Source organism: Pseudonocardia aurantiaca, from assembly GCF_039526725.1.
GTDB lineage: Bacteria > Actinomycetota > Actinomycetes > Mycobacteriales > Pseudonocardiaceae > Pseudonocardia > Pseudonocardia aurantiaca.
Genome location: NZ_BAAAJG010000008.1, coordinates 193,853 through 218,535, shown reverse-complemented (window position 1 = coordinate 218,535; position 24,683 = coordinate 193,853). Strand labels below are relative to the sequence as shown.

The following is a 24,683-nucleotide window of genomic DNA, read 5'->3' as shown; positions in this document are numbered from 1 at the left end:
CTGCGCGCGCTGGACGCCGCTCGCTACGGGCGGAGTTGTTCAGGACCCTCCTTGGTCGTCGGAGGCGATGGCGCTCAGAATCGCTTTGCCGAAGCGCTCGCTCTCGGCGCGGGAGAACTCCCAGTGGAACCCGAGGAGCGGGGCGTCCTCGTCCTCGACGAGCACCTCGCCGGCCAGGACGTCATCGTCGGTGAGGAGCTCCGGCACCGTCATGGTCGCCTCCGATGATGTCGTGCACCCGCTGCTGATGCACACGATACCGCCGCGTCCAGATGATGAGCACCGCTGTGAGGTAGCTGGTCAGCATCAGGCCCGCCAGCGCGCACAGCGCGAGCAGCAGGTGGAACCGCAGCCCGAGAACCGTCCATCCGCTCAGGACGAACGGCTGCAGCTCGCCCGGCCCGACGTCCCGCAGGGTCAGCAGGGTGACGACGGCGAACACGGCGAGGACGGACGCCGCGACGAAACCGCCGACGACCGTCAGCGTCGAGCGGATGAGCCGCGTGAACGAGAAGCCGAACACCGTGATCACGAACAGCGGGACGGCGAGCGCCAGTGCAGGCGCGTTGAGGTCCAACGCCGTGATCCGGGCCGCGGCGAGCGCGAACACCATCGTGATCAGGGTGACCGCGGTGGACATGGCGACAACCGGACCGAGCCCGCCCGGCGGGATCTCCTCGAAGTGCACGCGCCAGCTCAGCCTCGGCGGCGCCTCCAGATACCCGAGGTTCGTCAGGTGCAGGTGCGGATAGATGTAGCCGGAGTCGTTGCGCAACATCATCCGCGGCGGGTGGTCCGGGCGGGCCGGGTTGAGCTGGAACACCGAGTCGTCGACCGGCGGGGAACCCTCGGCGTCGTTGTTGACCACCTCCTGGAACCGGACGTAGCGGTCCTGCGCCCGGCCGTCGATCTCGGCGTGGTAGCTGGCGTAGAGCTCTGCGGCGACGATCGCGATCTCGAACCGGCTCGGCTCCAGCCCGATCATGTCCTCGATCTCCCCGCGCAGCCCGCCGGGCCCGAACGACCGCACCGTCACGCTGCGCGTGTACTGGATCGACAACAGGGCGCCATCCGGGACGGGGACCTCCACGGCGAGGACGTAGCGCTGAGCGAGCGAGCGGCACGTCTTGCGGAAGTTGGCGTACGCCCCCGGGTGGGCCTCGGCGAGGGCGCCCGGGTCGAGGTCGTGGTCGCGCATCGTCGCCTCGATGCGTTCCCACAGCTCGTCGGGGTCGATGGGGTCCGGGTAGGCGATGAGCTGGCGGATCCGGTTCATGACCGCCCACCGGCTCACGTCGAACCGGCTGCCCGGGTCTCCCGAGACCGCGGCCGAGAACAGTGGGACACACGCCCATCCCACCAGCGCCGACGTCTCGGCCCGCGAGAGCGCGACCAGGCGTACCCCACGCGAGTCGGTGATCACGAGGTCGTCCAGCAAGGTGCCCTTGAGCGGCCACAGCAGCGGAACGAGCACCACCTCGGGCCGGGCGACGTCCCGGCACTCCTCGGCCAGACCCCTCCGTTCCGGCCACGGGATGGAGTACTCCGCCTTCGACTGCGTCCTGGCCTTGTCCGAGTCGAGTGTGATCGTCTCCTCGAGCCGCAGGCGGTACGCCGGGTCGGTGAGCATCCGCCCGAACAGCACGATCGCGCGTTTGGCGTACGTGTCGGTGACGTGCCTGCGGTCGCTCTGCAGCGCGTCCAGCGACGGGAACGACCCGAGGTAGCGGGCCGGCAGGCGGCGGGGCAGCACCTGCGACACCTCCGGCCCCCGAGCGCTCGACAACGCCCTCGTCGCCACGAACGCCGTCACCACCGTGACGCACCCGGCGAGCATCAGGACCACCCGGACCAGCCAGCTGAACGGCGGCACGAGCACGCCGCCGACGGGTTGGTCCAGCGCCGCGAGGACGAAGAACACGACCGCGGAGGCCGTGGCGAGGAACCAGTAGAAGTGCCAGCGCGTACGGCGACGACCCGGCGAGCGTGGCGCTGCCGCCGTCCTGCGGTTGATCACGACCGTGCAGCGTTGCGGCCCCAGGTGCTCCCGTCAATCGAGCACGCCGTCAATCGAGGAACGGCGTCAATCGAGGAACGGCGTCAATCGAAGGACCGGGCCGTCTGCCGCGCGTCCGCCTCCTCCCCCTGCCGCCGACGCGCACGTGGTCCCACACACCATGCACGCCGCCGATGCGCCCGATCAGGCTGCGCAGCAGCGCTCCACCCATGCATCTCCGCTACCCGCGGCGGGCGCGAAGAACCGGTGAATCAGGGCCGCAGCGCCGCCACCACGCCCAGGTCGCGGACCAGAGCGGCGAGCGCCTCGTCGCGGGTCTCGGGTGGGACCCGCAGGATCGACGACGGGTGCACGGTGGGCACCAGCCGGAAACCCGCCCAGCCGAGCACGGTGCCGCGCTGCGCGGTGACCTTGAAGGTGGGGCCGAGGAGTGCCTTCGCCGCGATCGCCCCGAGGGTCGCGAGCACCGCGGGACGCACGGCGGCCAGCTCCCCGTCCAGCCACGGCCGGCAGGCCTTGATGTGCGTGACGCGGGGTTCCCTGTGAATGCGGCGCTTACCGACGCGCTCGAATCGGAAGTGCTTCACCACGTTGGTCAGATACACCTCTGCGCGCTCGATCCCCGCCCGTTCGAGCGCGGCGTCGAGCACGCGCCCCGCGGGGCCGACGAACGGCTTGCCCTCCCGGTCCTCGCGGTCGCCCGGCTGCTCGCCCACGAGCATCAGCCACGCCGAGTGCGGACCCTCGCCGAACACGGTCTGCGTGGCCTCCCGGTACAGGTCGCAGTTGGTGCAGCAGGCGGCGGCGCGGCGCAGGGCGTCCAGGTCAGCGGGCGTCCCGGTCGCAGGGGGAAGGGAGGCACTCACCTCGATCGGCTACCCGGCCGTCAGGCGCGGGAACCGCCGGCGACCGCAGGGGCCGGGGCAGGGGCCGCCGGCGGGACGTCAGCACGGCCCCCAGGAGGTCAGACACCTCCCGACAACGACGATCCGCGGGGCGCGTTCGGCGATTTCGCCTGCGAGCGCGGCTGGTACGGGCCGCGGGCTCATCGGGTCGGGGTGGTGTGGCGCAACCGTGGCTGCCCTTCCGGAGGTGCGGGGGTGGCCACGACTCGTGGCACGAGGGCCAGGGCGGCGGCGGCGAGTTCGGCGGGCGGGACGTCCAGGCACTCGTGCCCGAACGGGCACTGCAGCTGCCGGCACGGCGAGCAGGCGACGGACCGGCGGAGCAGGGCGGCGGGCACCGACCGGGGCCGCAGCTCGGCGAGCCGTTCGGTCCCGGCGTAAGTGACTGCCACGGGCGTGCCGACGGCGTCTGCGATGTGCATGGCGCCCGAGTTGTTCGTGATCGCCACGGCCGCACGCCGCAGCAGCGCGGCGAAGACCGTGAGCGGGGCGGGCGGGACAGGTGTGACGGCCGGGTGACCCGCGGCCGCGACCACTCGCGCCACCAGCTCGTCCTCGGACGCGGTTCCGGCCACGAGGACCGGGAGCCCGCTCGTGGCCAGCCGCGCGGCGGCGGCTCCGAAGCGCTCGGCGGGGTAGCGCCGCGCAGCGCAGGAGGCACCCGGCGCGAGCAGCGCGAACGGACCTGGTGGAGCGAGGCGGTCGGCCGCCTCGTCGGCGTCGGGCGGCACCCGCAGCGCGGGCGCCCGGCCCCGGTCCGGCACGCCGATCGAGGCGAGCAGGTGCAGCGCCCGGTCGACCTGGTGGGTCCGGTCGGGCGGCGGGGTCACCCAGTGCGTGGCGACAGCGCCGCCGAACTCCCGGGAGTGCACCACGCGCGTGCCGATCCCGGCGAGCAGCCCGAGGTGCGCGACCGGCCACGGGGACTGCGAGAACGAGGTGAAGACGAGCAGCACGTCGTATCGCGCGGTCGTGAGCCGGTCGAGCAGCTCGCGTTCGGCGACGGAGTCCCCAGCTCTCCCCGGATGCCGCCCCGAGAGCTCCTGCGAGGACGGCGACACGGTCAGCACACCGTCGAGGTCCTCGATCATCGGCGCCAACGCCCACCCGGCGGGCGACGCGAGCAGGTCGAGATCCGCCTGCGGGGCCGCGGCGCGGATCGCCCGTAGCGCCGGGGTCGTCGTCACGACGTCGCCGATGCTGTCGGCGCGCACCGCGAGGATCCGCCGCGCCGCGCCGAGGTCGACCGGGCCGCCCCGGTCGGCGCCCGGATGCGAGAACCGGACGGAGCCCATCACGGCCACGACGGCTCCGGGGCCGTGCACACGACCAGCTCCCGGACCTCACAGCCCTCCGGGCGGGTCAGCCCGTAGCGGACCGCGTCGGCCACCTCGGTGGCCAGGGCCCTGGTGAGGAGCAGGGGGCGGCCCCCGGCGGCCGCGCCGGCGTGGGCGACCGCCCGGCCGAGGCCGGACGCGGCGCCGGTGATGAGGACGGTGCCGACGGGCCGCGGCGCGCGGCTCGAGGTCACGCGGGTGGGGAGCGTGCTGGTCACGGGAGTCCCTTTTGGACGAGCTCGGGTCCGGGTTCGGGGCGCGCAGCGGTCAGGCGGCGCAGGGCGGCGACGACCTCCTCCGGTGGCACCCCGCGCAGGCACGGATGGCCCGGCACGGGGCAGTCCCGCGCGCGGGTGTCGCGGCACGGGGCGTCCTGGTCGCCGAGCAGCACCTGCGCCACCTTGTAGGGCCGCCATTTGAGGGCGGGTACGACCGGGGAGAAGAGGGAGACCACCGGGGTGCCGACGGCCGCGGCCAGGTGGGCGGCGCCGGTGTTGCCGGCGACGACGGCGGAGGCCCCCGCGAGCACCCCGGCGAGGTGGGCGAGGTCGGTGCGGCCGCCGAGGTCCACCGACCGGCCACCCGCGACGGTGGCGGTGAGGGCGCGCTCGTCCCGGCTGCCGGTGACGACGACGGGGATCCCGTCGCGCTCCAGCAACGCGGCCGCGGCCCGGTGGTGCTCGACGGGCCACTGCCGGGCCGCCACGGTGGCGCCTGGGTGCAGCACGACGTACGGCTCGTCAGCGACCGGGCCGAGCAGCGCGGTCACCGGCGGCGGCGGGTGCACCGCGAGCCGCCCGTCGTCGTCGAAGGGGAGGAGGTAGCCCGCGGCGGCGGCGATCGCGAGCGCGCGTTCCGGCTCGGGCAGGTCCTCCGGCAGATCGTCGCCGGGTCCGGCGCCGGGTCGGAGCCTGACGTCGAGGAGCGTGCCTGCGTGGTCGACGGACGCGCCGGTGATCCGCGGGACCCCGGCCAGCCGCAGGACCAGCGCGGTCGGCAGCGGCGACTGGTGGAATGAGGTCAGCACCACGGCCTCGTCGAACGCGTGCCCGGCGAGCATCGCGACCACGTCGTCGACGCCGGCCCGGGTCACCGGGGGGGCCGGGGCCACGACCCACGGGCTGGCCCAGCCGAGCACGTGCCGCACACCCGGCAGGAGCCGCCCGGCCGCCTCGCCCGCCGGGCCGCACAGCAGCGAGACCTCGGTGTCCGGGGCGGCGGCCACGGCCCGCACGGCGGGGCCGGCGAGCAGGACGTCGCCGGTCCCGTCGAGCCGGACGACCAACACCCGGCGGGTCACGGGGTCGTCTCGCCGAGCAGGTGACGTACAGCCGCCAGGAGGTCGGGCCGCACGACCGGAGCCGCGCTCACCTCGTCGGGCCGCGTCACAGGGGTCGGCACGGGCCCCGTCCCGGTCGAACAGGACGGGCTCCTGGGCGCGGCGAGCGGACACGCAGGAAGAGATGTCCAAGAAGGACTGGATGAAACAAAAACTGCTACTTGAGGTGACCGGCGTCCGCGGCCCGGTCGCCTGCCCGTTCCGGCAGGTCGATTGTGGACGCCGGCACGGCGAGGCGCGGTACCGGGCCGTTCTCGCTGTCGCGGCGGCTGCGCTGCGACGTCCCCACGGCCTACGCCGACCGTGCCGACCACGTCCGCGCCGTCGCGCGGGTGCTCTACGCCGAGGCGGCCGCGCTCGCGGACGCGGCCGCCGAGTTGCTGCAGATCGACGAACCGCAGGGCACCCTGAAGACGTGGCGCCGGCCGTCGAGGCGGTCAACATCGTCACGAAGGACGTGCCGCCACGTGGGCGCCGCACGTCTGTTACGGCAACCGGTACGCGCGCCCACTGTGGGAGGGCCACTACGACTTCCTGTTCCCCGCCGTGCTCGACGCCACCGTCGACCGGCTCCTGCTGGAGTTCGCGCGCAAGGGCGACGAGGATCTCCACCTGGTGGAGGGATACCGGTGGGACCGCGCGCTCGGCGTCGGCGTGCCGGACGTCAAGACCGCCGAGTGGAGCCGGTCGAGGTGGTCGAACGCCGGATCGGGCGGGCGCTCGCGGTCCTCCCGCCTGAGCGCATACTCGTCACCCCGGACTGCGGACTCCGCTATGTCCCCGCCGACGCCGCCCGCGCGAAGCTGCGCGCCATGACCACAGCCGCCGCCGCAGTCCGCGGCCGCCTGCACAAGGAGAAGAAGGACACGTGATCCCCCTGGCCGAGAACGAGCACCTCTTCACGTCGGAGTCGGTCACCGAGGGCCACCCGGACAAGATGGCCGACCAGATCTCGGACGCGATCCTCGACGCCGCGCTCGCCGCCGACCCGGCCGCCCGCGTGGCCTGCGAGACGCTCATCACCACCGGGCTCGTCGTCGTGGCCGGGGAGATCACGACGACCGCCACCATCGACTTCGCGGAGGTCGCGCGGCGCACGGTCTGCGAGATCGGCTACGACAACGGCGCCTACGGGTTCGACGGCCGCCACTGCGCCGTGATGGTGACGCTCGACAAGCAGTCGCCGGACATCGCGCAGGGCGTGGACCATGCCTTCGAGAGCCGGAGCCACCAGCACGGCGGGACGCTCAGCGAGGAGGAGCTGGACAGCGAGGGCGCGGGCGACCAGGGGATGATGTTCGGCTTCGCCACCCGCGAGACGCCCGAGCTGATGCCGCTGCCGATCGCGCTGGCCCACCGCCTGTCGCGCCGGCTGGCCGCCGTGCGCAAGGACGGGACGCTGCCCTACCTGCGCCCGGACGGGAAGACGCAGGTGACCGTGCGGTACCGGGACGGCGTGCCGGTGGCCGTCGAGAAGATCCTGATCTCCACGCAGCACGCCGAGGACGTCTCGACCGAGCAGATCCGCGACGACCTGTGGCAGCACGTCGTCACCCCGGAGATCCCGGCCGAGCTGTACTCGGCGGAGGAGCTGAAGGAGAACTATTACGTCAACCCGACCGGCCGGTTCGTGATCGGCGGTCCGGTCGGCGACGCGGGCCTCACCGGCCGCAAGATCATCGTCGACACCTATGGCGGGTTCGCCCGCCACGGCGGCGGCGCCTTCTCCGGCAAGGACTCCTCCAAGGTGGACCGCTCCGCCGCCTACGCCGCCCGCTACGTCGCCAAGAACCTGGTTGCCGCGGGCCTCGCCGACACGGTCGAGGTGCAGGTGGCTTACGCGATCGGGGTGGCCCGGCCGCTGTCGCTGCTGGTGGAGACATTCGGCACCGAGCAGGTGCCGGTCTCGACGATCCGCAAGCTCGTCGACGAGCACTTCGACCTGCGCCCGGCCGCGTTCCGCCGGCACCTGCAGCTCAACCGGCCGATCTTCGGCAAGACCGCTGCATACGGGCACTTCGGGCGCGACGACCCCGACTTCACGTGGGAACGGACCGACAAGGCCGACGCCCTGCGTGCGGCGGCGGGGCTGGGCTGATGACCTTTCCGTCCGACCTGGAGATCGCCAAGGGCGCGACGCTCAAGCCCCTGGCCGACGTCGCCGCCGAGATGGGGATCGGGCCACACCTGGTCACGCCGTGGGGACGCGACGTCGCCAAGATCGACCTGGCCGCCATCGACGAGCTCGGCGACCGGCCGAAAGCGAAGTACGTCGTGGTCTCGGCCGTCACCCCCACGCCGCTGGGCGAGGGCAAGACCACCACCACCGTGGGCCTCGGCCAGGCCATGCGGCACATCGGCAAGCGCGCCACCGTCGCGATCCGCCAGCCCTCCATGGGACCGACGTTCGGCATCAAGGGCGGCGCCGCGGGCGGCGGGTACTCACAGGTCGTGCCGATGGAGCAGCTCAACCTGCACCTCACCGGCGACTTCCACGCCGTCACCGCCGCGCACAACATGCTGTCCGCGGTGCTCGACAATCACCTGTTCCAGGGCAACGAAAGCGAGATCGACCAGCACAACATCACGTGGCGGCGCGTGCTCGACGTCAACGACCGCGCGCTGCGCAACGTGATCGTCGGGCTCGGGTCGCGCCTGGACGGCGTGCCGCGCCAGACCGGCTTCGACATCACCGCCGCGTCGGAGGTGATGGCGATCTTCGCGCTCGCCCGGTCGGTGCCGGAGATGCGTGAGCGCCTCGGCCGGATCGTCGTGGCCTACACCCGCGACGGGAAGCCGGTGACGGCCGAGGACCTCGGGGGCGCCGGGTCGATGGCCGTGATCATGCGCGACGCGATGGCTCCGAACCTCCTGCAGACGCTGGAGAACACGCCCGTGCTCGTGCACGCCGGCCCGTTCGGCAACATCGCGCACGGCAACTCGTCCGTCGTCGCCGACCTGATCGGCATCCGCGCAGGCGACTTCCTCATCACCGAGGCCGGGTTCGGCGCCGACATGGGGGCCGAGCGGTTCTTCAACATCAAGTGCCGGGCCTCTGGCCTCACGCCGGACGCGGCCGTCGTCGTCACGACCGTGCGGGCGCTGAAAGCGCACTCGGGGAAGCACCGGGTCGTGGCGGGCCGCGCGCTGCCGGAGGCGCTGCTCGCGGAGAACCCCGATGAGGTGCACGTCGGCGGGGCCAACCTGCGCAAGCAGATCGAGAACATCCGGCTGCACGGCGTGCCGGCCGTCGTCGCGATCAACGCCTTCCCCGGTGACCACCCCAGCGAGCACGCGGCGATCGCCGAGATCGCGGCGTCGATGGGCGCGCGCTCGGCGGTGTGCACGCACTTCGCGGACGGCGGCCGGGGCGCGACCGAGCTGGCGCAGGCCGTGGCTGAGGCGGCGGACGAGCCGTCGGAGTTCCGGTTCCTCTACCCGAGCTCGGCCACCCTGCGGGAGAAGATCGAGGTCGTCGCACGGCAGGTCTACGGCGCCGACGGCGTCGACTACGACCCGCCCGCGGCGCGCCAGATCGACTCCTACGAGCGCAACGGGTTCGGCAACCTCCCCGTCTGCATCGCGAAGACGCACCTGTCGATCTCGTCGGACGCCTCGCTCACGGGCGCGCCGACCGGCTGGCGGCTCCCGGTACGGGAGGTGCGTGCGTCGGTCGGGGCCGGGTTCATCTACCCGATCTGCGGCGACATGCGCACCATGCCCGGGCTGGGCGCGCACCCCGCCGCCCACAAGATCGACCTGGACGCGGACGGGGAGATCGTCAACCTCTCCTGACACGCGCGGCGGGCGGCGCACCAACCCGGGAGATGGGTACGAACCGGACATGTCGCCCGCCGTCGTCGTCTTCGCGGCTGGTCCGGCTCCTCGCGTCGCTGCTCCTCGTACTCGCGATCGTCCTGTCCATCACGATCCTGCTGCTGCCCGTCGGCCTCGTGCTGGGGTTCGCGGCGATCCGCCTCTACGCGGTCGGTCTGCGCCTCCTCCTCCCGCGCGGGCGCGACATCGAGAACGGCGTCCGCAAGCAGACACGCAGGTGGAAGAGCGCGCGGGGGTGTGCACGACGTCGGCCCCTGGCGCCGCGTGCGCGGCGATCAGCATCGAGGCCGGCGCAGCCGGTTCATTGCGCCGCCCCCGCGGTCTCCACCTCGGTGTCGGCGTCATCGGCCCTGCGGGCGCCGCGGGCGTCGATGACGTCCTCGTAGACGGCCTGGGTGGCAACCGCGACGCGCTCCCATCCGTAGCGGGCGAGCACCCGGTCCCGGCCCGCGATGCCGAACGCCGCGGCGCGGGTTGGTGATCCGAGCAGGTCGCGCAGCGCCGCGGCGAGCGCGTCGGGACGGCGCGGCGGCACCAGCAGGCCGGTGACCTCGTCGACCACGGTGTCCTGGATCCCCCCGACCGCGCTCGCCACGACCGGGCGGCCGCAGGACATCGCCTGCAACGGCACGATCCCGAACGGCTCGTACCACGGCACGCAGACCACGGCGTCGGCCGAGCGCAGCAGCGCGGGCACGTCGGGGCGGGCCACCGGACCGATCAGGTGCACCCGGTCCTCCACGCCGGCGCGGGACGCGCACTCGCGCAGGCGCGCGGCGTCCGGGTCGCCGTCGCCTGCCCCGCCCGCGACCACCAGCTCGGCGGACGGGAGGCGGCGCAGTGCCTCGATGACCTCGTCGACGCCCTTTCGCCGCACGAGCCGGCCGATCGACACCAGCCGCGGCCGGCCTCCCCGCTCCGCGACGGGGCCCTGCGGAGTGAACGCCGAGGTGTCGACGCCGCACGGCACCACGGTCATGCGGCGGCGCGGCGCACCCATCCTGGCCAGCTCGAACACCTCGTCGGTGCAGGTGGCGAGCACACGGTCGGCCTGCCGGGCCACGGCCAGCTCAGCGCGCACGCGCCCCTCCGGGCTCGTGTCGTGACTGCCTTGGTGGCGCCGCTTGACGGCGCCGAGGGTGTGGAACGTCTGCACGACCGGCATGCGTCCAGCGGCCGCCGCGAGCGCCACCATTCCGGACATCCAGAAGTGCGCGTGGACGACGTCCGGCCGATCCTGCGCCCACGCCGTCTCGAGCTCCCGGGTGAAGGCGGGCAGGTGCGGCACCAGATGGTCCTTGGGGAGCACTTCGGCAGGGCCGGCCGTCACGTGTCGCACCACCACACCGGGACGCAGCGGCACACCGTCCGGGAGGTTCGCGGCGTAGCGGCGGGTCCAGACCGTCACCTCGTGCCCGGCGTCGGCCAACGCCGAGCTCAGCTCCAGCACGTGCACGTTCTGGCCGCCCGCGTCGGCGCCACCGAGGGCGGCGAGCGGGCTGGCGTGTTCGGAGACCATCGCGATGCGCATCGTCATCCGCTCCTTTCACTAGTGGCGGCCGCAAAGGGGCCGGGTTGCTCGGTGGTGTTCGGTCGCCTCCGCCAGGACGTTCCAGTCGCGGAGGAACCGGTCGAGGCCGTAGTGACGCACGGCGTGCGCGGACCTACGCCCGCCGCCACGCCATCTCGGCGTGCATCCGGGGCTGCGGCAGGTTGCCGACGACGGGACGCACACCGGGCCCGGTGTCCAGCGCGTCGGTGCCCACGTCGGTGTCCGCGAGTGCGGTGACCGGCACCTCGACGGCGGATTCGGGCCGGTCCCATGCCGCCGACCCACCGCCCCACCGGCCGCACTCGGGGAGAACCGGCAGCAGGTAGCGATGGGCACCCCGGACGAACGCCGTGGTCCACGAGTCGTCGACGTGCCAGACGAGGGTTTTCACCCCCTGGGTGTCTCCTGAGCGCCGACGACCAAAACGCGGATCACCCCAACTGCTACCAGCAGTTACGAACCTTACGCACCGTCACCGCCGCTCGAGGAGGCGCGCTGACCAGGGCTAACCGCGCAGGGTCTCCCCGCTTCGCATTGTGTGATCAGGGCTGACGAGGTGCCCGATGGCGCCGCGCGCGAAACGCCGGGACGGGTGGGCTTCAGAGGGCGCACGCCCGGTCCTCGCCCTACACTCGCGCTGGTGACCGCCGCGCGGGAGCTCCCCTTCCTCCGCACAGGCGGGGCGACAGGGCGCATCATCGGAGCACTGAACTGGTCGGCGACCTCCGCCGGCGCAGTCGGCTCCTGGCCTGCGGCGCTGCGCACCGCCACCGGGATCATGCTGGAGTCCCGCGGTCCGGCGCTGCTCTGGTGGGGCCCCGACCTCGTGGTGCTCTACAACGACGCAGCGATGGCGCTCCTCGGCGAGGAGCAGCCGGCCCGGCTCGGCCTGCCGGGCGCCGAGGCGTTCCCCGACCTGTGGCCCACGCTCGGGCCGCTCCTGCGCCGGGTGCTCGACGACGGCGTGTCCGCCCACCTGCCCGGGGAGCGTCTCGGAGAGGTCTTCTGGGCGGGCTCGTGCGCGCCGGTCCGCGGCGAGGACGGCAAGGTGCTCGGCGTCTTCACCACCGCGGAGGACACCACGGCGCGGGTGGTGGCTGAGCGCAGGCTCGCGACGCTGCGGCGGCTCGGGGAGGTCGCGGCCGCCCGGATCGGTCGCGCGGACGCGGCGGCCGTCGCGGCCGTCGACGCTCTGACCCACAACCCGGATGACCTGCCGTTCGCGGCGCTCTACACACACGACGGCCGGATCGCGGCATCCTACGGGCTGGCGCCGGGTGCGCCGGCCCTCGACGCCGACGGCGACCTGGGGCGAGCGGCGCGGCGCGTGGTGCAAAGCGGAGAGCCGGAGCTGGTCGCCGCGCAGGGGCCCGCGATGGTGCTCCCCGTTGCCGACCGGGGCGCGCTGGTGCTCGGCCTGCCCCTGCACCGGCCGGTGGACGAGGAGTACCGCGCATTTCTGCGCCTGGTGGCGGACGAGCTCACCACCGCGATGTGCGGGGACCGCCCCCGCGGATCCGCCGACGGCGGCAGGTTCGAGGAGAGCGAGCGCTACCGCACGCTCGTCGCCCAGGCGCCGGTCGGGATCTGGGTCACCGACCCCTGCGGCGCCACGACCTTCGTCAACGACCAGGTGGCGCAGCTGTGGGGGCGCACCGCAGACGAGCTGGCCGGCACCGCGTGGGTCGACCAGGTACATGCGGGCGACCGCGCAGCGACTGTGGCGGCATGGTCGGCGGCGGTGCGCGCCGGCGTCGCATGGGAGCAGGGCTACCGGGTGGTGGCCCGCGACGGGTCGGTGCGGCACGTGCGGTCCTCGGCCCGGCCACTGCGTGGCCCTGACGGCGAGGTCACCGGCTTCCTCGGCACCACGGTGGACGTCACCGACGAGCGCCGCGCCGAGGAGACGCGCCGGGACGTCGCCGCGGAGCACGCCGCCCGCAAGGTCTCCGACGCGGCGGCGGCGCGGCTGCGCGCGATGGTGCAGGGTCTCGCCGCGATCGTGTGGGAGGCAGAGTGGGACTCGGGCGTCCGCTCGCTGCGGTTCACGTTCGTGTCCGACCGCGCCGAGGAGTTGCTCGGGCACCCCGCCCGCCGGTGGCGCGACGACCCGGGCTTCTGGCCTGCGATCATCCACCCGGACGACCGCGAGGAGACGCTCGCGTACACCAGCGACCGCACGGCCGCCGGGCTCGACCACGACATCACCTACCGCGCCGTGGCGATCGACGGGCGGGTGGTGTGGCTGCATCAGGTAGTGCACGTCGTGACCCGGCCCGACGGGCAGCCCGTGGTCGCGCAGGGCCTCACGGTCGACGTCACCGAGCAGAAGCGCGCGGAGCGCCACGCGGAGCTGCTCGCCGAGACCGGGCGCCTGGTCGGCGACGAGGGCACGGCCGAGGAGCGGCTCGCCGCGCTCGCGGATCTCGTCATGCACGACCTCGGCGACGCCGCCGTCGTCTCGTTGATCGGGCCGGACGGGCTGGCGCGCCGGGTCACTGTCGCCCACGACGACGAGACGGTGCGCGCCGCGCTGCTCGCGCTCGCCCCTACCCGGCTGCCGCCGGAGCTGGTGTCCGCGTTCGCACCCGGGCTGCCCGTGCTGGTGTCGGTCACCGAGGAGCTGAACCGGGCCGCCGCAAGGGACGAGCCGGACGCCGCCGCGCGCGCCCAGCTGGGGGCGAGCAACACCCTCGTCGTGCCCCTCGTCATCGGCGGCCGGGTGGTCGGGCTACTCGGCTTCGTCAACTTCGACGGGGCGCGGTACTACCAGCCGAGCGAGCTGGACCTGGCCGCCGAGCTGGGCAGGCGCGCGTCGCTGATGCTCGCCGCCGACCGCCAGCGGGCGCGGGAGCGGCACCTGCACCAAGTCAGCGCGGACCTCGCCTCTGCGGCGGGGGTGGCGGAGGCCGCGCGGCTGCTCGTGGCCCGGCTCGGGGAAGTGTTCGACGCCGGGGCGATGAGCGTGTACCTGGTGGAGCCCGAACGCGGCATCCGGCTCGTGCACGCCGTGGGCTACTCGCAGGCCGCCCTCGAGGAGTTCGCCGTGGTCCGGTTCGACGACCGGATCCCGATCGCCGAGGTGGTGCGCACCGGCGAGCCGGAGTGGATCGGCAACCGGGAGGACTGGCGGCAGCGATGGCCCGGCGTTCTGGACCACGGCATCGCGGCCGGTCGGCACGCCGCGGCCGCGCTGCCGCTCACGGCGGCCGGGCGGGTGGTCGGCGCGCTCGGCATCAGCTTCACCACGGACCGGGAGTTCCCCCCGGACGAGCGCGACTTCGTCCTCGCGCTGGTGGCCCAGGCGGCGCCCGCCTTCGAGCGCGCAGCCGCCGCGGACGAGCGGCGGCTGATCGCGGAGACGCTCCAGACAAGCCTCCTCCCGCCGACGCTGCCGGGGCTGGACCGGCTGGCGCTCGCCTCGCGCTACCTCGCCGGGGCCCGGGGCACCCAGGCGGGCGGCGACTGGTACGACGTCCTCCCGCTGGACGGGGGCCGGGTCGCGATCGCCGTCGGGGACGTCGTCGGCCAGGGCGCGAAGGCGGCAGCGATCATGGGTCAGCTCCGGAGCGTGCTCTCGGGCTACCTGCTGGAGGGCCACGACCCGGTGCAGGCCGTGGAACGGCTCGACCGCTTCGCCTGCCGCGTGCCCGGCGCGGCCGGGAGCACGGTTGCGTGCCTCCTGCTCGACCCGGAGACCGGGGAGCTCACCTGGGCGCGGGCCGGACACCCGCCGCCCCTGGTCACCGGCCCTGCCGGCACGCGCCTGCTGGAAGGGGCGACCGGCACGGTGCTCGCCGTCCGCGGCCGGCCGCCGTTCACGTCGGGGTCGGCGCGGATCGAGCCGGGCGAGAGCATCGTGCTGTACACCGACGGGCTCGTGGAGCGGCGCGGGGAACTCATCGACGACGGGATCGAGCGGCTCGCCGCCGCCGCCGCCCGCCACCAGGCTCTTGCCCCGCCGGCGCTCACCGACGCGCTGGTGAGCGAGGCGCTGGCTACCGAGGCGCACCCCGCCCCCATCGGGGAGGCCGACGGGCCGTCGCTGCCCGACCCCGCCGACGACGTCGCGATCATCGTGGCCCGGCTCGTGCCCGCGCCGCTGCGGCTGGTGCTCCCCGCCGAGGCGCCGAGGTTGCGCGAGCTGCGGGCCGCGCTGCTGTTGTGGACGTCCGCGGCAGGGCTCAACGAGGACGACACCTACGACCTGCAGCTCGCCCTGGGCGAGGCAGCGGCCAACGCCGTCGAGCACGCCTACCGCGGCGGCGAGCCGGGCGTGATGGCCGTGGAGCTGTCCCGCGACCCCGACGGGACCGTGCGCGCACGGGTGCGCGACGAGGGGAGCTGGCGCCCCCCGCCGGACGACCGCGGCTACCGCGGGCGGGGGCTCGAGCTGATCCGCGACGTGAGCAGCCGGATGGAGCTCGACCGGGGCCCGACGGGCACCGAGGTCCGATTCACCCTCACACCGTCGCCGGCGTCCGCGCGCAGCCGTCCCCCCGTCGCCGTCCCACCGGCCGCGAACACCGCGCTGCGGCTGCTCCACGGGCCGGGAGGGCGGCGGATCGAGATCATCGGCGACCTCGACCTCGCAGGGGCGCAGGCCATCCGGGACGAGCTGACCGTGGCCGTGCGCGGCGGCCCGGACGTCACCGTCGACCTGCGCGCCACCACGTACCTGGCGAGCGCGGGGATCGCGCTGCTGGTCGAGGCCGACCGCGCCGCACGCGCGGACGGTGGGCGGCTGCGGCTCGAGGTGTCGCCGCACGACGTGGTCCGCAGGGCGCTCGCCCTCAGCGGCGTCGACGGCGCGCTCGAGGTGGACGACGGCCCGGGGGACGGCACAGCCGGCCGGGCCGGCCGCGACCGAACGGGCTAGCTGTTCAGGGCGCCCCTAGCAGGTCACCTTCGGCGGAGACACCATTTCCGACGGCGGCGAGCGCGTCCTCGAGCCGCTCGTGGTGGCGCAGCACCGGCCCGAACCCGCTGATCTCCAGGACCCGAAGCATGCCCGCCCGCCCGCCTGCCGTGCCGAACCCGACACCGCGGCGGTCCGCGTGCTCGCGGGCCGCCAGGAGGGCGACCAGCCCGGTGGAGCCGCAGAACGTCAGGCCGGACAGGTCGACCACCACACTGCGCGGGCCGCTCTCCACGGCCTCGTGGGTGACGCAGCGCAGCAGGCCGGCGGTGGAGACGTCGACCTCCCCGACCGGGGCGACCACCAGCACGCCCGCGCGCGCCTCGGCGACGGTCACCTGCAGCAGGTCGACGGGAGCCGTGCCCCGGCGCTGCGCCGGGATCCCGCACCGGCCATTCATGACCCGAACCCGTCTGCCATTTCTGCCCCATCGTCGCCCGTCAGGAGCTCGCGCTCGTCACCATCCTCCGCACGCGGGCGGGCCGCAAGGCAACGAGGACCCCCCAAATAGGGGGGTGATCACGTAGCCGCACAGACGCGCTAGTCGTCGTATCGGGTCCGTATCCGGCCGTCGGCCGTCTCCGCGAGCACACCGGACGCCAGCCCGTGGCGGACGTCGGCGTCGACGCGCTCGCCCGACTCACCGACCCGGTCGCGCAGCTCGCCGGTGGTGAGCGGCCCGGCGCGGAGCGCCACCAGGATCAAGCCGAGCCTGCGGTCGCAAGCGGGGTCGTCGACCTCGCGGTGCGGGGAGTACCGGGTGCGACCCGGCGCCGGGGCGGGCGGGTCCTCGTCCCTCGCGCCGCCCGAGCGGCGGGGCGCGGCCCGCACCGGCTCGGCGGCCACGGGGGGCTCGTCCGGCCCGGCGTCGTTCTGGCCGCCGTCGTCATCCTGCGCCGACAGCGGTGTCGCCACGTCCTCGAGCGACCGCTGCGCCGCCTCGACGCCGAGCGCCAGCTCCGCGAGCCCGGCGACGATCATCATGGCCGCGCCGAGGTAGTAACCCAGTGCCACGTTCCAGGGCTGCCCCGTCTCGACGAGCGCGCCGAAGAGCACCGGCCCGATGATCCCGCCGAGGCCGGTGCCCACCGCGTAGAACAGCGCGATGCACATCGCGCGGATCTCCATCGGGAAGATCTCCGACACGGTGAGGTACGCCGCACTCGCGCCGGACGAGGCGAAGAAGAAGATCAGGGCCCACGCGGCCGCCAGCGTCCAGGCCGTCAGCGCGCCGGCCGAGAACAGCCAGGCGGTGGCCACGAGCAGCAGGCCGGAGCCGAGGTAGCTGACGCTGATCATCGTGCGGCGGCCGACCGTGTCGAAGAGCCGGCCCAGCAGCAGCGGCCCCGCGAGGCTGCCGAGCGCGAGCGGGATCAGGTAGAGCCCGACCAGCGCGCTCGGTACCCCGAAGAACGTGGCCAGCACCAGCGCGAAGGTGAAGTAGACGGCGTTGTAGAGGAACGCCTGCCCGACGAACAGCGCGAGCCCGAGCAGCGTCCGTCGCGGATAGGTGTGCAGCACGGTGCGGGCGATCTCGCCGAAGCCGGTGCTGCGCCGCGGCCGTACCCGCAGCGTCTCGTGCACGTCGTCGAGTGGGCGGCCGGTCTCGCGTTCGATGTCCCGCTCGATCCCGGCGACCAGCTCCTCCGCCTCGTCGTTGCGCCCGTGCGTGTAGAGCCAGCGCGGGCTCTCCGGCAGGTGCCGCCGCACCACGAGGATGCCGAGACCCAGCACCGCACCGAGGCCGAACGCGACCCGCCAGCCGACGTCGGGCGGGAAGATCGCCGGGTCGAGCAGCAGCAGCGTGAGCGCGGCGCCGACGGCGGCACCGCCCCAGTACGAGCCGTTCACGGCCAGCGACACGGTGGCGCGTACCCGGGCCGGCACCAGCTCGTCGATCGCCGAGTTGATCGCCGCGTACTCGCCGCCGATGCCCGCCCCCGTCAGGAAGCGCATCACCAGGAAGAACCACGGATCGAACGCGAAGGCCGACGCGGTCGTGGCCACGATGTAGAGCGAGAGTGTCACCAGGAACAGCTTCTTGCGGCCGAACCGGTCGGTCAGGTGGCCGAACGCGAGTGAGCCGGCCACGGCGCCGGCCACGTACATGGACGCGGCGAGCCCGACCTGGGTCTCGGAGAGCGCGAGTCCGCTGTCGGGCTCGGTCAGCCGCTCGGCAAGCGCGCCGACGATCGTGACCTCGAGCCCGTCCAGGATCCAGACGGTCCCGAGTCCGAGCACCACCATCCAGTGCCAGCGCGACCACGGCAACCGATCCATCCGGCCGGGGACGTCAGTCTCCACCATGTTCCGCGCGTCCCACGGGTCACCGCGCTCCGCCGTGGTCATGCGCGGGTGTTGCCGGGCGCCCCGGGGGCAAAACCTCCGACCGCGACCGCCGGGATAGTCGTTCTGCAACGCGAAGACGGTCTGGGTCGCGGACGGCAGCGCGGGCTCGGAGTCCCGTCGAGTAGGGGGCCGCGTGCATGGGTGAGCAACCCCACCGTTCATTCCCGGCGCCCCGGCGGCCGGAATAATCAAGGATCGGAGCGATGAGATCGCAGCTGTGGGTGCGCTGGGGGCTGCTCGCCGGGCTCACCGCGGCGGGCACCGTGGCGATGGCGGCACTCGGCGTCCCCTCTCCTGCGCTGTTCGCGGGCCTGCTCGTGGCGACGGCGCTCGCGCTCGCCGGGTTGGCGCCCGCCCGGATCCCGCGGAGCGCGACGGCCGCGGCGCAGGCGGTCATCGGCGTCGTGATCGGCGTGCTGGCCCAGCCGGGCACCCTGGCCGGGCTGGCGGCCGACTGGCTCCCGGTGCTGCTCGTCATCTCCGGGACCCTCGCGATCAGCATGGCCGGCGGGCTGCTGATGGGCCTGTGGCCCGGCATCACCCCGCTGACCGGGATGCTCGCACTCACCGCGGGCGGGGCGTCCGGGCTGGTGGCGGTGAGCCGCGAGCTCGGCGGTGACGACCGGGTGGTCGCCGTGGTGCAGTACCTCCGCGTTGGGATCGTGACGGCCACGATGCCGGTGGTCGCCGCGGTCGTGTTCGGGGCGTCGGTCACCTCCGCGGTCAATGAGACCTCCGCGGGCGCGCCCTGGTTCGTCGACCTCGGTTTTCTCCTGTTCTGCGCGGTGGCAGGCACCGCGATCGCCCGGCTCCTGCGGGTTCCCAGTGCGGCATTGCTCGGACCGATGACACTGGCGATCGTGCTCAACCTCGCCGGCTGGTCGTTCGGCGCCACCCCGCCGACGCTCATCGTCGAGGTGGCGTACGCCGTGATCGGCTGGCAGGCCGGAGCGCGCTTCACCCGGGAGAGCCTCCGCACGGTGCTCGGACTGCTGCCGCTCGCGACGGCGCTGATCCTCGCCGTGATCGCCGCGTGCGCCGGGCTGGGCATGCTCCTGTCCACCCTCACCGGCGCGACCGCGCTGGAGGGCTACCTCGCCACCACCCCGGGCGGCGTCTATGCGGTGCTCGCGACGGCCATCTCCGCGGGCGTCGACGTGACCTTCGTCGTGGCCGTGCAGGTGCTGCGGGTGATCGTCATGCTCCTGGTCGCCCCGGTCCTGGCCCGGCTCGTGCGCCATCGCGGTGGCGGCGAGGCTGCCGCCGCCCAGCCGCCGTAGAGCCGGCACCCGGACGCTCGCTCCGTTGCTCCAACAGCACCCTCCAGCGCTGGGCCGAACGGCGGTGCGGTTCAATCTGCCGCCACGTTGCAGACGGGCGACTGCAGACAGTCGACAGAGTTTTCCGTTGTGCGGAAGATCACTTGTTGCCCCGGCGGCACGTCGGCGATCATGCGAGACCGATTTCGGCGAGGGAGGCGACGTGGCACGGATGTGGCTCGGCGCGAGACCGGCGGCCCCACCGGAGCAGGACGCCGGCGCGGCCGGACCGCCGCCCGCACAAGGCCGGCAGCGGGAGGAGTCCGAACAACGCGACCAGGAGACGGAACGCGGGCCGTTCTGGCGGCAGCTGTTCCTCCGGAGGCCCTGACCACCCGTCGAGAACGCGTCGTGGTGATCAACGTGGCCGTGGACGAGCCACGAATTCGATCTCGGCGGCCGGCTGTCGGGGTGCGGCGCTACCGTGCGTCGGCATGACCACGACCACCGGGATCGCCAGGTTCAGCGTCGTCGCCCTCGACTGCCGCGAACCGCTCGCCCTTGCGCAGTTCTACAGCGCGCTCACGGGCGCGCCAATCGAGCGCACCGACGACGACTGGGTGCAGCTCGCGGCCACGGGCGGGCCAGCGCTCGCCTTCCAGCTCGCGCCGGGGCACGTGCCACCGCTGTGGCCGAGCGACGAGATGCCGCAGCAGATCCACCTCGACTTCGACGTCCCCGACCTCGACGCGGCAGAGGAGCGGGTGATCGCGATCGGCGCCCGCAAGCACGACGTCCAGCCGGGTCAGAGCTTCCGCGTCTACCTCGACCCGGCCGGCCACCCGTTCTGCCTCTGCCGCGGGTAGGGCCTGGATAACCCGATCGGAGGTGTCATTGCCGTCCGAGCCGGGTAGTCCGCAGGGGACAGACCGACGATCGGAGGCTTACGTGGGAACCGACGACAAGATCGACAACAAGGTCGAGGAGCTCGGCGGCAAGGCCAAGGAGAAGGTGGGCGAGGCCACCGGCGACGAGGAACTCGAGACGCAGGGCAAGCTCGACCAGAGCAAGAGCAACCTCAAGCAGGCGGGTGAGAAGGTCAAGGACGCGTTCCGGCGCGACTGAGACACCGTCCGCCACGGGCCCCGGCCGTCCCCCGACCGGCCGGGGCCCTTCTTTTCCTGAGGCGCCCCTTCAATGCGTTGCGTCAGGTGGGGCGTCAGGCGAGGGTCTCCGCCAGAGGCTCACCCTGCGTCCCGACCGCGCGCGCCGGGCCGCGATCGGCGGACCGCATCCCCACCGGCACGGGCACCGGGAATCGCGAGCTCCGGTCGAGCACCTCGTCGTAGAGGGCAAGGTACTCCTCGGCCATCCGCCCCGGCGTGAAACGCTCCGCCGCCACCCGGCGGCACTCCCCCGGATCGATCGCGCCGACGCCCTCGATCGCCGCGGCCAGGCCCGGCTCGTCCCGGTGGTCGACCAGCAGGCCGGTCTGCCCGTGCTCGATCAGCTCGGGCAGGCAGCCCTTCGCGAACGCGACCACCGGCGTACCCAGCGCCAGCGCCTCCACCACCGCGGTGCCACCCGGCTCGTCCCAGTCCAATGGGAAGACGGCGGCGGCCGCGGAACCGACCAGGGTGTCCAGCACGGCGCCCTGCAGCGTGCCCGCCCACCGGACGCGCTCGCCGTCGATGAGGGGCTCGACCTCCTCGCGCCAGTACCGGACGTCCGGGTTGGTGTCGTCCGCGCTCGCCAGCGACTCCGCGGTGTGATGTGGCCCGACAGGGCCGGCGAACACGAGGTCCCGGCCGGAGGCGCGGGCCGCGCGGGCCGCCATGTGCTGTCCCTTGCACGGAGTGATCCGCCCGACCTGCACGAGGTGGCGGCCCTTGGGCGGCGCCGGCCTGCGGTCCGCGCCGACGGAGAGGGGGGTGGCCAGGTGCACGGTGCCCAGGCTTACCGCACGGAGGGCGGGCGGCGCCGTGCGCAGCTGGGCGGCCGACACGCCGTTCACCCACAGCGTCCCGCCGCCGTCGAACCCGCCGTACAGCTCCGGGTGCTTGGCGAGATCCCAGTGCAGCGTGTGGAGCACCGGCGGGCCGCCCCGCCCGAGCGCGCTGAGCACGGTGAGCCCGAACGCCTCCTGGTGGTCGTGCACGAGCGCGATGTCGTCGCGGCGGCGCAACTCGGTCACCACGCGGTGCAGGTGGGCCGCCGCCACCCCCATGACGCGGTTGTACGGCCGCTGCAGCTGCGCGAACTGGCCGTCGGGGAACACCGAGATGTGCTCGTCGGCCGGAAGGGCCGAGGTCCCGACCGTCGCCAGCACCACCCGCACGCCGCGGCGGCGCAACTCTGGAACCAGCGTGGCAACGACGTTCTCAATGCCGCCGTACCCAGGTGGCGGTACCGCGAGCCACGGGCCCACGTTCATCAGGACTGTGGTGGTCGCAGTTCTCCCCATGTCTTGCCCGGGTGCCCGTTTCTTTTGCGTTGAACCCAGGTACAACACACGCATGAGTCCGGTGCCGCGCAGCAGAGATCGTTGCCGCATCGGCTTCGTCGGCACGGGCTCGGTGGCCAACCGGCATGCGCGTGTGCTCGGCGGGTTCCCGGACGTGAAGCTCGTCGCGGCCACCGACATCGACCCGGACCGCACCGCAGCCTTCGCCGACGCACACGGCAGCCGCGCCGTGCCCGACCTCGACGCTCTGCTCGCGGAGGGGCTCGACGCGGTGTACGTGTGCGTACCTCCGTTCGGCCACGGCGAACCGGAGGTGCGGATCGCCGATGCGGGCGTGGCCCTGTTCGTGGAGAAGCCGCTGGCCGTCGACCAGGCCACGGCGGAGTGGGTGGGCAGACGCATCGGCACCTCAGGGGTGCTGACGAGGGTCGGTCACCACTGGCGATGCTCGGAGGCCGTCCGCAGAGCGCGGCAGGTGCTCGCCGGGAAGCGTGTCCGGTTGGCCGCCGGTACGTGGCTCGACAGTACGCCGCCGATGCCCTGGTGGCCGGACCGAACGCGCTCGGGCGGGCCGCTCGTCGAGCAGGCCGTGCACGTCCTGGACCTGGCCCGCGTACTCGTGGGCGAGGTCGCGGAGGTGCACGCCGCGGCCGCGGGGGCGATCGTCGGCGGCGCCGAGGCTGCGACGGCCGCGCTGATGTGCTTCGCGGACGGGGCCGTTGGCACGTTCGGCACCACCTGCGTCCTCGACGGCAGGCACCGCACGGGGCTGGAGATCGTCGCCGACGGGATGGTCGTCGGGGTCGGTGAGGACTGGCTCGACATCCGCGACGCCGAGGGCTCGCACCGCGTGGAGTACGACCCGATGACCGCGCGCATCGCCGTCGACCGGGCGTTCGTCGACACGCTGCAGGGCAAGCCCGTCGCCCCCGAGCGGGACGCGCCCGACCACGCGGAGGCACTGCGCAGCCACCGCCTTGCCTGCGCGCTGGCCCGGTCGGTCACCTCGGGCCACTCCGAACGGGTCCGCTGACCCAGCTCGCGAGGGGGAGCCGCCATGCCGGACCGTGCGATCGTCATCGAGTCGCCAGGGGTGGCCCTCGTGCGCGAGGTGCCGGAGGCGGGCGGCGGGCTCCTGCTCGGCACCGTCTGCACCGGTGTCTCCGCCGGCACCGAGCTGAGCTTCCTCAACGGCACGAACCCCGCCCTGCACGCCGCGATGGACGGCGAGCTCGGCCTGTTCCGTGACGACCTCCCCGCCGCCGGCTACCCCGTCACGCGCCTCGGCTACATGGAGGTGGCGCGGGTGCTCGCCGACGACGCCGGAACCGGCCTCGCCCACGGCACGCTCGTCGCCGCGACCTACGGCCACCGCACCCACTACCACCTCGACCCGCTCGCCGAGCGGTTCGTCGTGCTGCCCGACGACTTCGACCCGCTGCTCGGCGTCTACGTCGCGCACATGGGCCCGATCAGCGCCAACGGGCTCCTGCACGCCGCCGCCGACCTGTGCGGCGCCGACGTGCGGTCGCTCGGTGACGGGGTGTGCGGACGCCGGGTGGCGGTGGTCGGGGGTGGGGTGGTCGGGCTGCTCACGGCCCTGTTCGCCCGAAGGCACGGGGCGGCGGAGGTGGTGGTGCTCGACCCCACGCCGCAGCGCAGGGCGGCCGCCGAGGGCCTCGGGCTCGCCGCGCTCGACCCGGACGCCCACGACCCCGCCGTGCTGCTCAAGACCCGTTGGCGGCACGGCCCCGCGGACCGCGGCGCCGACGTGGTGTTCCAATGCCGCGGCCGCAGCGCCGCGCTGGCTCTGGCGCTGCGCCTGCTGCGCCCGCAGGGCACCGTGATCGACCTGGCCTTCTACACCGACGACGGCTCCGCCCTGCGGCTCGGCGCCGAGTTCCACCACAACGGGCTCGGCGTCCGCTGCGCTCAGATCGGGCGGGTGCCACGCGGCACGAACCACGCCTGGGACCGCGAGCGGCTCTCGGCCGAGACCGTCGACCTCCTGCTCGCCGACGGCGACGCCGTGCGGAAGCACGTGGTGACGGACGTGCTCCCGTTCGACGAGGGACCCGCGCTGCTGACCGACCTCGCGGCCCGCCGCCGGCACGTGATCCAGGCGGTGCTGACGGTGGACCAGACGAGCTAAGGGCGCGGAAACGCCACTAGCGCACGCGGGCGCCGCGGACCGCGCTCAGCCGGCTCCGGGCCCGCTCCGCCGCCGCCGCGTCGCCCGAGTCGAGCAGCTCCAGAGCGTCGTCGACCGCCGACCGCAGCAGCCCGCACTCCTTGGCGCGGTCGGCGAGCTGCGTGTGCATGGTCCACAGATCGACGAACACCGACACCTTCGAGCGCAACACCCACGGGTCGAACGGCTTGGTGATGTAGTCCACCGCGCCCGCCTGGTAGCCGCGGAAGGCCAGGTGCGGGTCGTAGTCCACGGCGGTGAGGAACAGGATCGGGATGTGCCGGGTGCGCTCGCGCTGCTTGACGTGCCCCGCGGTCTCGAAGCCGTCCATGCCGGGCATGTGCGCGTCGAGCAGGATCACCGCGTAGTCCTCGACGAGCAGCCGTTTCAGCGCGTCCTCGCCGCTTGTGACGGGCACCATCTCGATCGGGAGGCCCTCCAGGATCGCCTGGAGGGCGAGCAGGTTCTCCCGGCGGTCGTCCACCGCCAGCACCCGGGCCACCTGACGGCTCACC

General features: G+C 73.7%; 23 protein-coding genes. 10 read left to right on the top strand and 13 right to left on the bottom strand.

Annotated features, from left to right (window positions below):
* Positions 1 to 39: 39 nt before the first annotated feature.
* From ABD143_RS10890 to ABD143_RS10860, 7 genes are all read right to left on the bottom strand, one after another.
* Positions 40 to 213, bottom strand: a complete 174-nt coding sequence (locus ABD143_RS10890; protein ID WP_343975201.1) for a hypothetical protein — start codon at positions 211 to 213, stop codon at positions 40 to 42.
* Positions 182 to 2,017 (bottom strand): hypothetical protein, encoded by a 1,836-nt coding sequence (locus tag ABD143_RS10885; RefSeq protein ID WP_343975198.1) that lies wholly within the window; start codon positions 2,015 to 2,017, stop codon positions 182 to 184. Before ABD143_RS10885 ends, ABD143_RS10890 begins: the two co-directional genes overlap by 32 nt.
* Positions 2,018 to 2,268: 251 nt before the next feature.
* A complete protein-coding gene (locus ABD143_RS10880; RefSeq protein ID WP_343975195.1) occupies positions 2,269 to 2,883 on the bottom strand; it encodes a UdgX family uracil-DNA binding protein in 615 nt (204 codons plus the stop codon).
* Positions 2,884 to 3,062: 179 nt separating this feature from the next.
* A complete protein-coding gene (locus tag ABD143_RS10875; RefSeq protein ID WP_343975192.1) occupies positions 3,063 to 4,247 on the bottom strand; it encodes a glycosyltransferase family 9 protein in 1,185 nt (394 codons plus the stop codon).
* Positions 4,217 to 4,477 (bottom strand): hypothetical protein, encoded by a 261-nt coding sequence (locus ABD143_RS10870; RefSeq protein WP_343975189.1) that lies wholly within the window; start codon positions 4,475 to 4,477, stop codon positions 4,217 to 4,219. Before ABD143_RS10870 ends, ABD143_RS10875 begins: the two co-directional genes overlap by 31 nt.
* On the bottom strand, positions 4,474 to 5,559 hold the full coding sequence (locus ABD143_RS10865; protein WP_343975187.1) for a glycosyltransferase family 9 protein: 1,086 nt from the start codon (positions 5,557 to 5,559) through the stop codon (positions 4,474 to 4,476). Before ABD143_RS10865 ends, ABD143_RS10870 begins: the two co-directional genes overlap by 4 nt.
* 196 nt (positions 5,560 to 5,755) lie before the next feature.
* Positions 5,756 to 5,887: a hypothetical protein gene (locus tag ABD143_RS10860; RefSeq protein ID WP_343975184.1), complete on the bottom strand. Its 132-nt coding sequence runs from the start codon at positions 5,885 to 5,887 to the stop codon at positions 5,756 to 5,758.
* A 388-nt stretch (positions 5,888 to 6,275) separates the two neighbouring features.
* Here ABD143_RS10860 and ABD143_RS10855 point away from each other — a divergent pair, with 388 nt between their 5' ends.
* Genes ABD143_RS10855 through ABD143_RS10845 form a run of 3 tightly spaced genes read left to right on the top strand, consistent with a single transcriptional unit; the run spans position 6,276 to position 9,393 of the window.
* Positions 6,276 to 6,470: a hypothetical protein gene (locus ABD143_RS10855; RefSeq protein WP_343975181.1), complete on the top strand. Its 195-nt coding sequence runs from the start codon at positions 6,276 to 6,278 to the stop codon at positions 6,468 to 6,470.
* A gap of 5 nt (positions 6,471 to 6,475) precedes the next feature.
* Complete coding sequence (gene metK / locus ABD143_RS10850; RefSeq protein WP_379659679.1) at positions 6,476 to 7,696, top strand: methionine adenosyltransferase; 1,221 nt, start codon at positions 6,476 to 6,478, stop codon at positions 7,694 to 7,696.
* Positions 7,696 to 9,393 (top strand): formate--tetrahydrofolate ligase, encoded by a 1,698-nt coding sequence (locus ABD143_RS10845; protein WP_343975178.1) that lies wholly within the window; start codon positions 7,696 to 7,698, stop codon positions 9,391 to 9,393. The genes metK and ABD143_RS10845 overlap by 1 nt, the downstream gene beginning before the upstream one ends.
* 343 nt (positions 9,394 to 9,736) lie before the next feature.
* Here ABD143_RS10845 and ABD143_RS10840 read toward each other — a convergent pair whose 3' ends face one another.
* On the bottom strand, positions 9,737 to 10,966 hold the full coding sequence (locus ABD143_RS10840; RefSeq protein WP_343977283.1) for a glycosyltransferase: 1,230 nt from the start codon (positions 10,964 to 10,966) through the stop codon (positions 9,737 to 9,739).
* A 133-nt stretch (positions 10,967 to 11,099) separates the two neighbouring features.
* Positions 11,100 to 11,378, bottom strand: coding sequence for a hypothetical protein (locus ABD143_RS10835; protein ID WP_343975176.1), 279 nt, complete (start codon positions 11,376 to 11,378; stop codon positions 11,100 to 11,102).
* Between the two features lie 249 nt (positions 11,379 to 11,627).
* Between ABD143_RS10835 and ABD143_RS10830 the strand changes: the two genes are divergently transcribed.
* The gene (locus ABD143_RS10830) at positions 11,628 to 15,866 is read left to right on the top strand and encodes a SpoIIE family protein phosphatase (protein WP_343975174.1); all 4,239 of its coding nucleotides are present in this window, start codon (positions 11,628 to 11,630) and stop codon (positions 15,864 to 15,866) included.
* Between the two features lie 4 nt (positions 15,867 to 15,870).
* Here ABD143_RS10830 and ABD143_RS10825 read toward each other — a convergent pair whose 3' ends face one another.
* Positions 15,871 to 16,305: an STAS domain-containing protein gene (locus tag ABD143_RS10825; RefSeq protein WP_343975171.1), complete on the bottom strand. Its 435-nt coding sequence runs from the start codon at positions 16,303 to 16,305 to the stop codon at positions 15,871 to 15,873.
* Between the two features lie 140 nt (positions 16,306 to 16,445).
* On the bottom strand, positions 16,446 to 18,254 hold the full coding sequence (locus ABD143_RS10820; protein ID WP_343975168.1) for an MFS transporter: 1,809 nt from the start codon (positions 18,252 to 18,254) through the stop codon (positions 16,446 to 16,448).
* A gap of 203 nt (positions 18,255 to 18,457) precedes the next feature.
* On the opposite strand from ABD143_RS10820, the gene ABD143_RS10815 reads away from it, so the two are divergent.
* The 4 genes from ABD143_RS10815 (at position 18,458) to ABD143_RS10800 (ending at position 20,638) form a co-directional block, all read left to right on the top strand.
* Entirely contained in the window at positions 18,458 to 19,534 is a 1,077-nt protein-coding gene (locus ABD143_RS10815) for an AbrB family transcriptional regulator (RefSeq protein ID WP_343975165.1), read from the top strand.
* 202 nt (positions 19,535 to 19,736) lie between these two features.
* Positions 19,737 to 19,904 carry a hypothetical protein gene (locus ABD143_RS10810; RefSeq protein WP_343975162.1) on the top strand — a complete coding sequence of 56 codons (168 nt, stop codon included), beginning with the start codon at positions 19,737 to 19,739 and terminating at the stop codon, positions 19,902 to 19,904.
* Between the two features lie 103 nt (positions 19,905 to 20,007).
* On the top strand, positions 20,008 to 20,379 hold the full coding sequence (locus ABD143_RS10805) for a VOC family protein (RefSeq protein WP_343975159.1): 372 nt from the start codon (positions 20,008 to 20,010) through the stop codon (positions 20,377 to 20,379).
* An 82-nt stretch (positions 20,380 to 20,461) separates the two neighbouring features.
* Entirely contained in the window at positions 20,462 to 20,638 is a 177-nt protein-coding gene (locus tag ABD143_RS10800; RefSeq protein WP_343975156.1) for a CsbD family protein, read from the top strand.
* 94 nt (positions 20,639 to 20,732) lie between these two features.
* Here ABD143_RS10800 and ABD143_RS10795 read toward each other — a convergent pair whose 3' ends face one another.
* Complete coding sequence (locus ABD143_RS10795; RefSeq protein WP_343975153.1) at positions 20,733 to 21,947, bottom strand: glycosyltransferase; 1,215 nt, start codon at positions 21,945 to 21,947, stop codon at positions 20,733 to 20,735.
* An 82-nt stretch (positions 21,948 to 22,029) separates the two neighbouring features.
* Between ABD143_RS10795 and ABD143_RS10790 the strand changes: the two genes are divergently transcribed.
* Positions 22,030 to 23,010 carry a Gfo/Idh/MocA family protein gene (locus ABD143_RS10790; protein WP_343975150.1) on the top strand — a complete coding sequence of 327 codons (981 nt, stop codon included), beginning with the start codon at positions 22,030 to 22,032 and terminating at the stop codon, positions 23,008 to 23,010.
* Between the two features lie 24 nt (positions 23,011 to 23,034).
* A complete protein-coding gene (locus ABD143_RS10785) occupies positions 23,035 to 24,129 on the top strand; it encodes a zinc-binding dehydrogenase (protein WP_343975147.1) in 1,095 nt (364 codons plus the stop codon).
* Between the two features lie 16 nt (positions 24,130 to 24,145).
* On the opposite strand, the gene ABD143_RS10780 is transcribed toward ABD143_RS10785, so the two are convergent.
* Complete coding sequence (locus ABD143_RS10780) at positions 24,146 to 24,682, bottom strand: response regulator (RefSeq protein ID WP_343975144.1); 537 nt, start codon at positions 24,680 to 24,682, stop codon at positions 24,146 to 24,148.
* Position 24,683: the final 1 nt, after the last annotated feature.

Coding starts and splice junctions, on each gene's coding strand:
- ABD143_RS10790 (WP_343975150.1), top strand. CDS start 22,030: ATGAGTCCGGTGCCGCGCAGCAGAGATCGTTGCCGCATCGGCTTCGTC.
- ABD143_RS10820 (WP_343975168.1), bottom strand. CDS start 18,254: ATGACCACGGCGGAGCGCGGTGACCCGTGGGACGCGCGGAACATGGTG.
- ABD143_RS10795 (WP_343975153.1), bottom strand. CDS start 21,947: ATGAACGTGGGCCCGTGGCTCGCGGTACCGCCACCTGGGTACGGCGGC.
- ABD143_RS10840 (WP_343977283.1), bottom strand. CDS start 10,966: ATGCGCATCGCGATGGTCTCCGAACACGCCAGCCCGCTCGCCGCCCTC.
- ABD143_RS10805 (WP_343975159.1), top strand. CDS start 20,008: ATGACCACGACCACCGGGATCGCCAGGTTCAGCGTCGTCGCCCTCGAC.
- ABD143_RS10890 (WP_343975201.1), bottom strand. CDS start 213: ATGACGGTGCCGGAGCTCCTCACCGACGATGACGTCCTGGCCGGCGAG.
- ABD143_RS10825 (WP_343975171.1), bottom strand. CDS start 16,305: ATGAATGGCCGGTGCGGGATCCCGGCGCAGCGCCGGGGCACGGCTCCC.
- ABD143_RS10845 (WP_343975178.1), top strand. CDS start 7,696: ATGACCTTTCCGTCCGACCTGGAGATCGCCAAGGGCGCGACGCTCAAG.
- ABD143_RS10785 (WP_343975147.1), top strand. CDS start 23,035: ATGCCGGACCGTGCGATCGTCATCGAGTCGCCAGGGGTGGCCCTCGTG.
- ABD143_RS10815 (WP_343975165.1), top strand. CDS start 18,458: ATGAGATCGCAGCTGTGGGTGCGCTGGGGGCTGCTCGCCGGGCTCACC.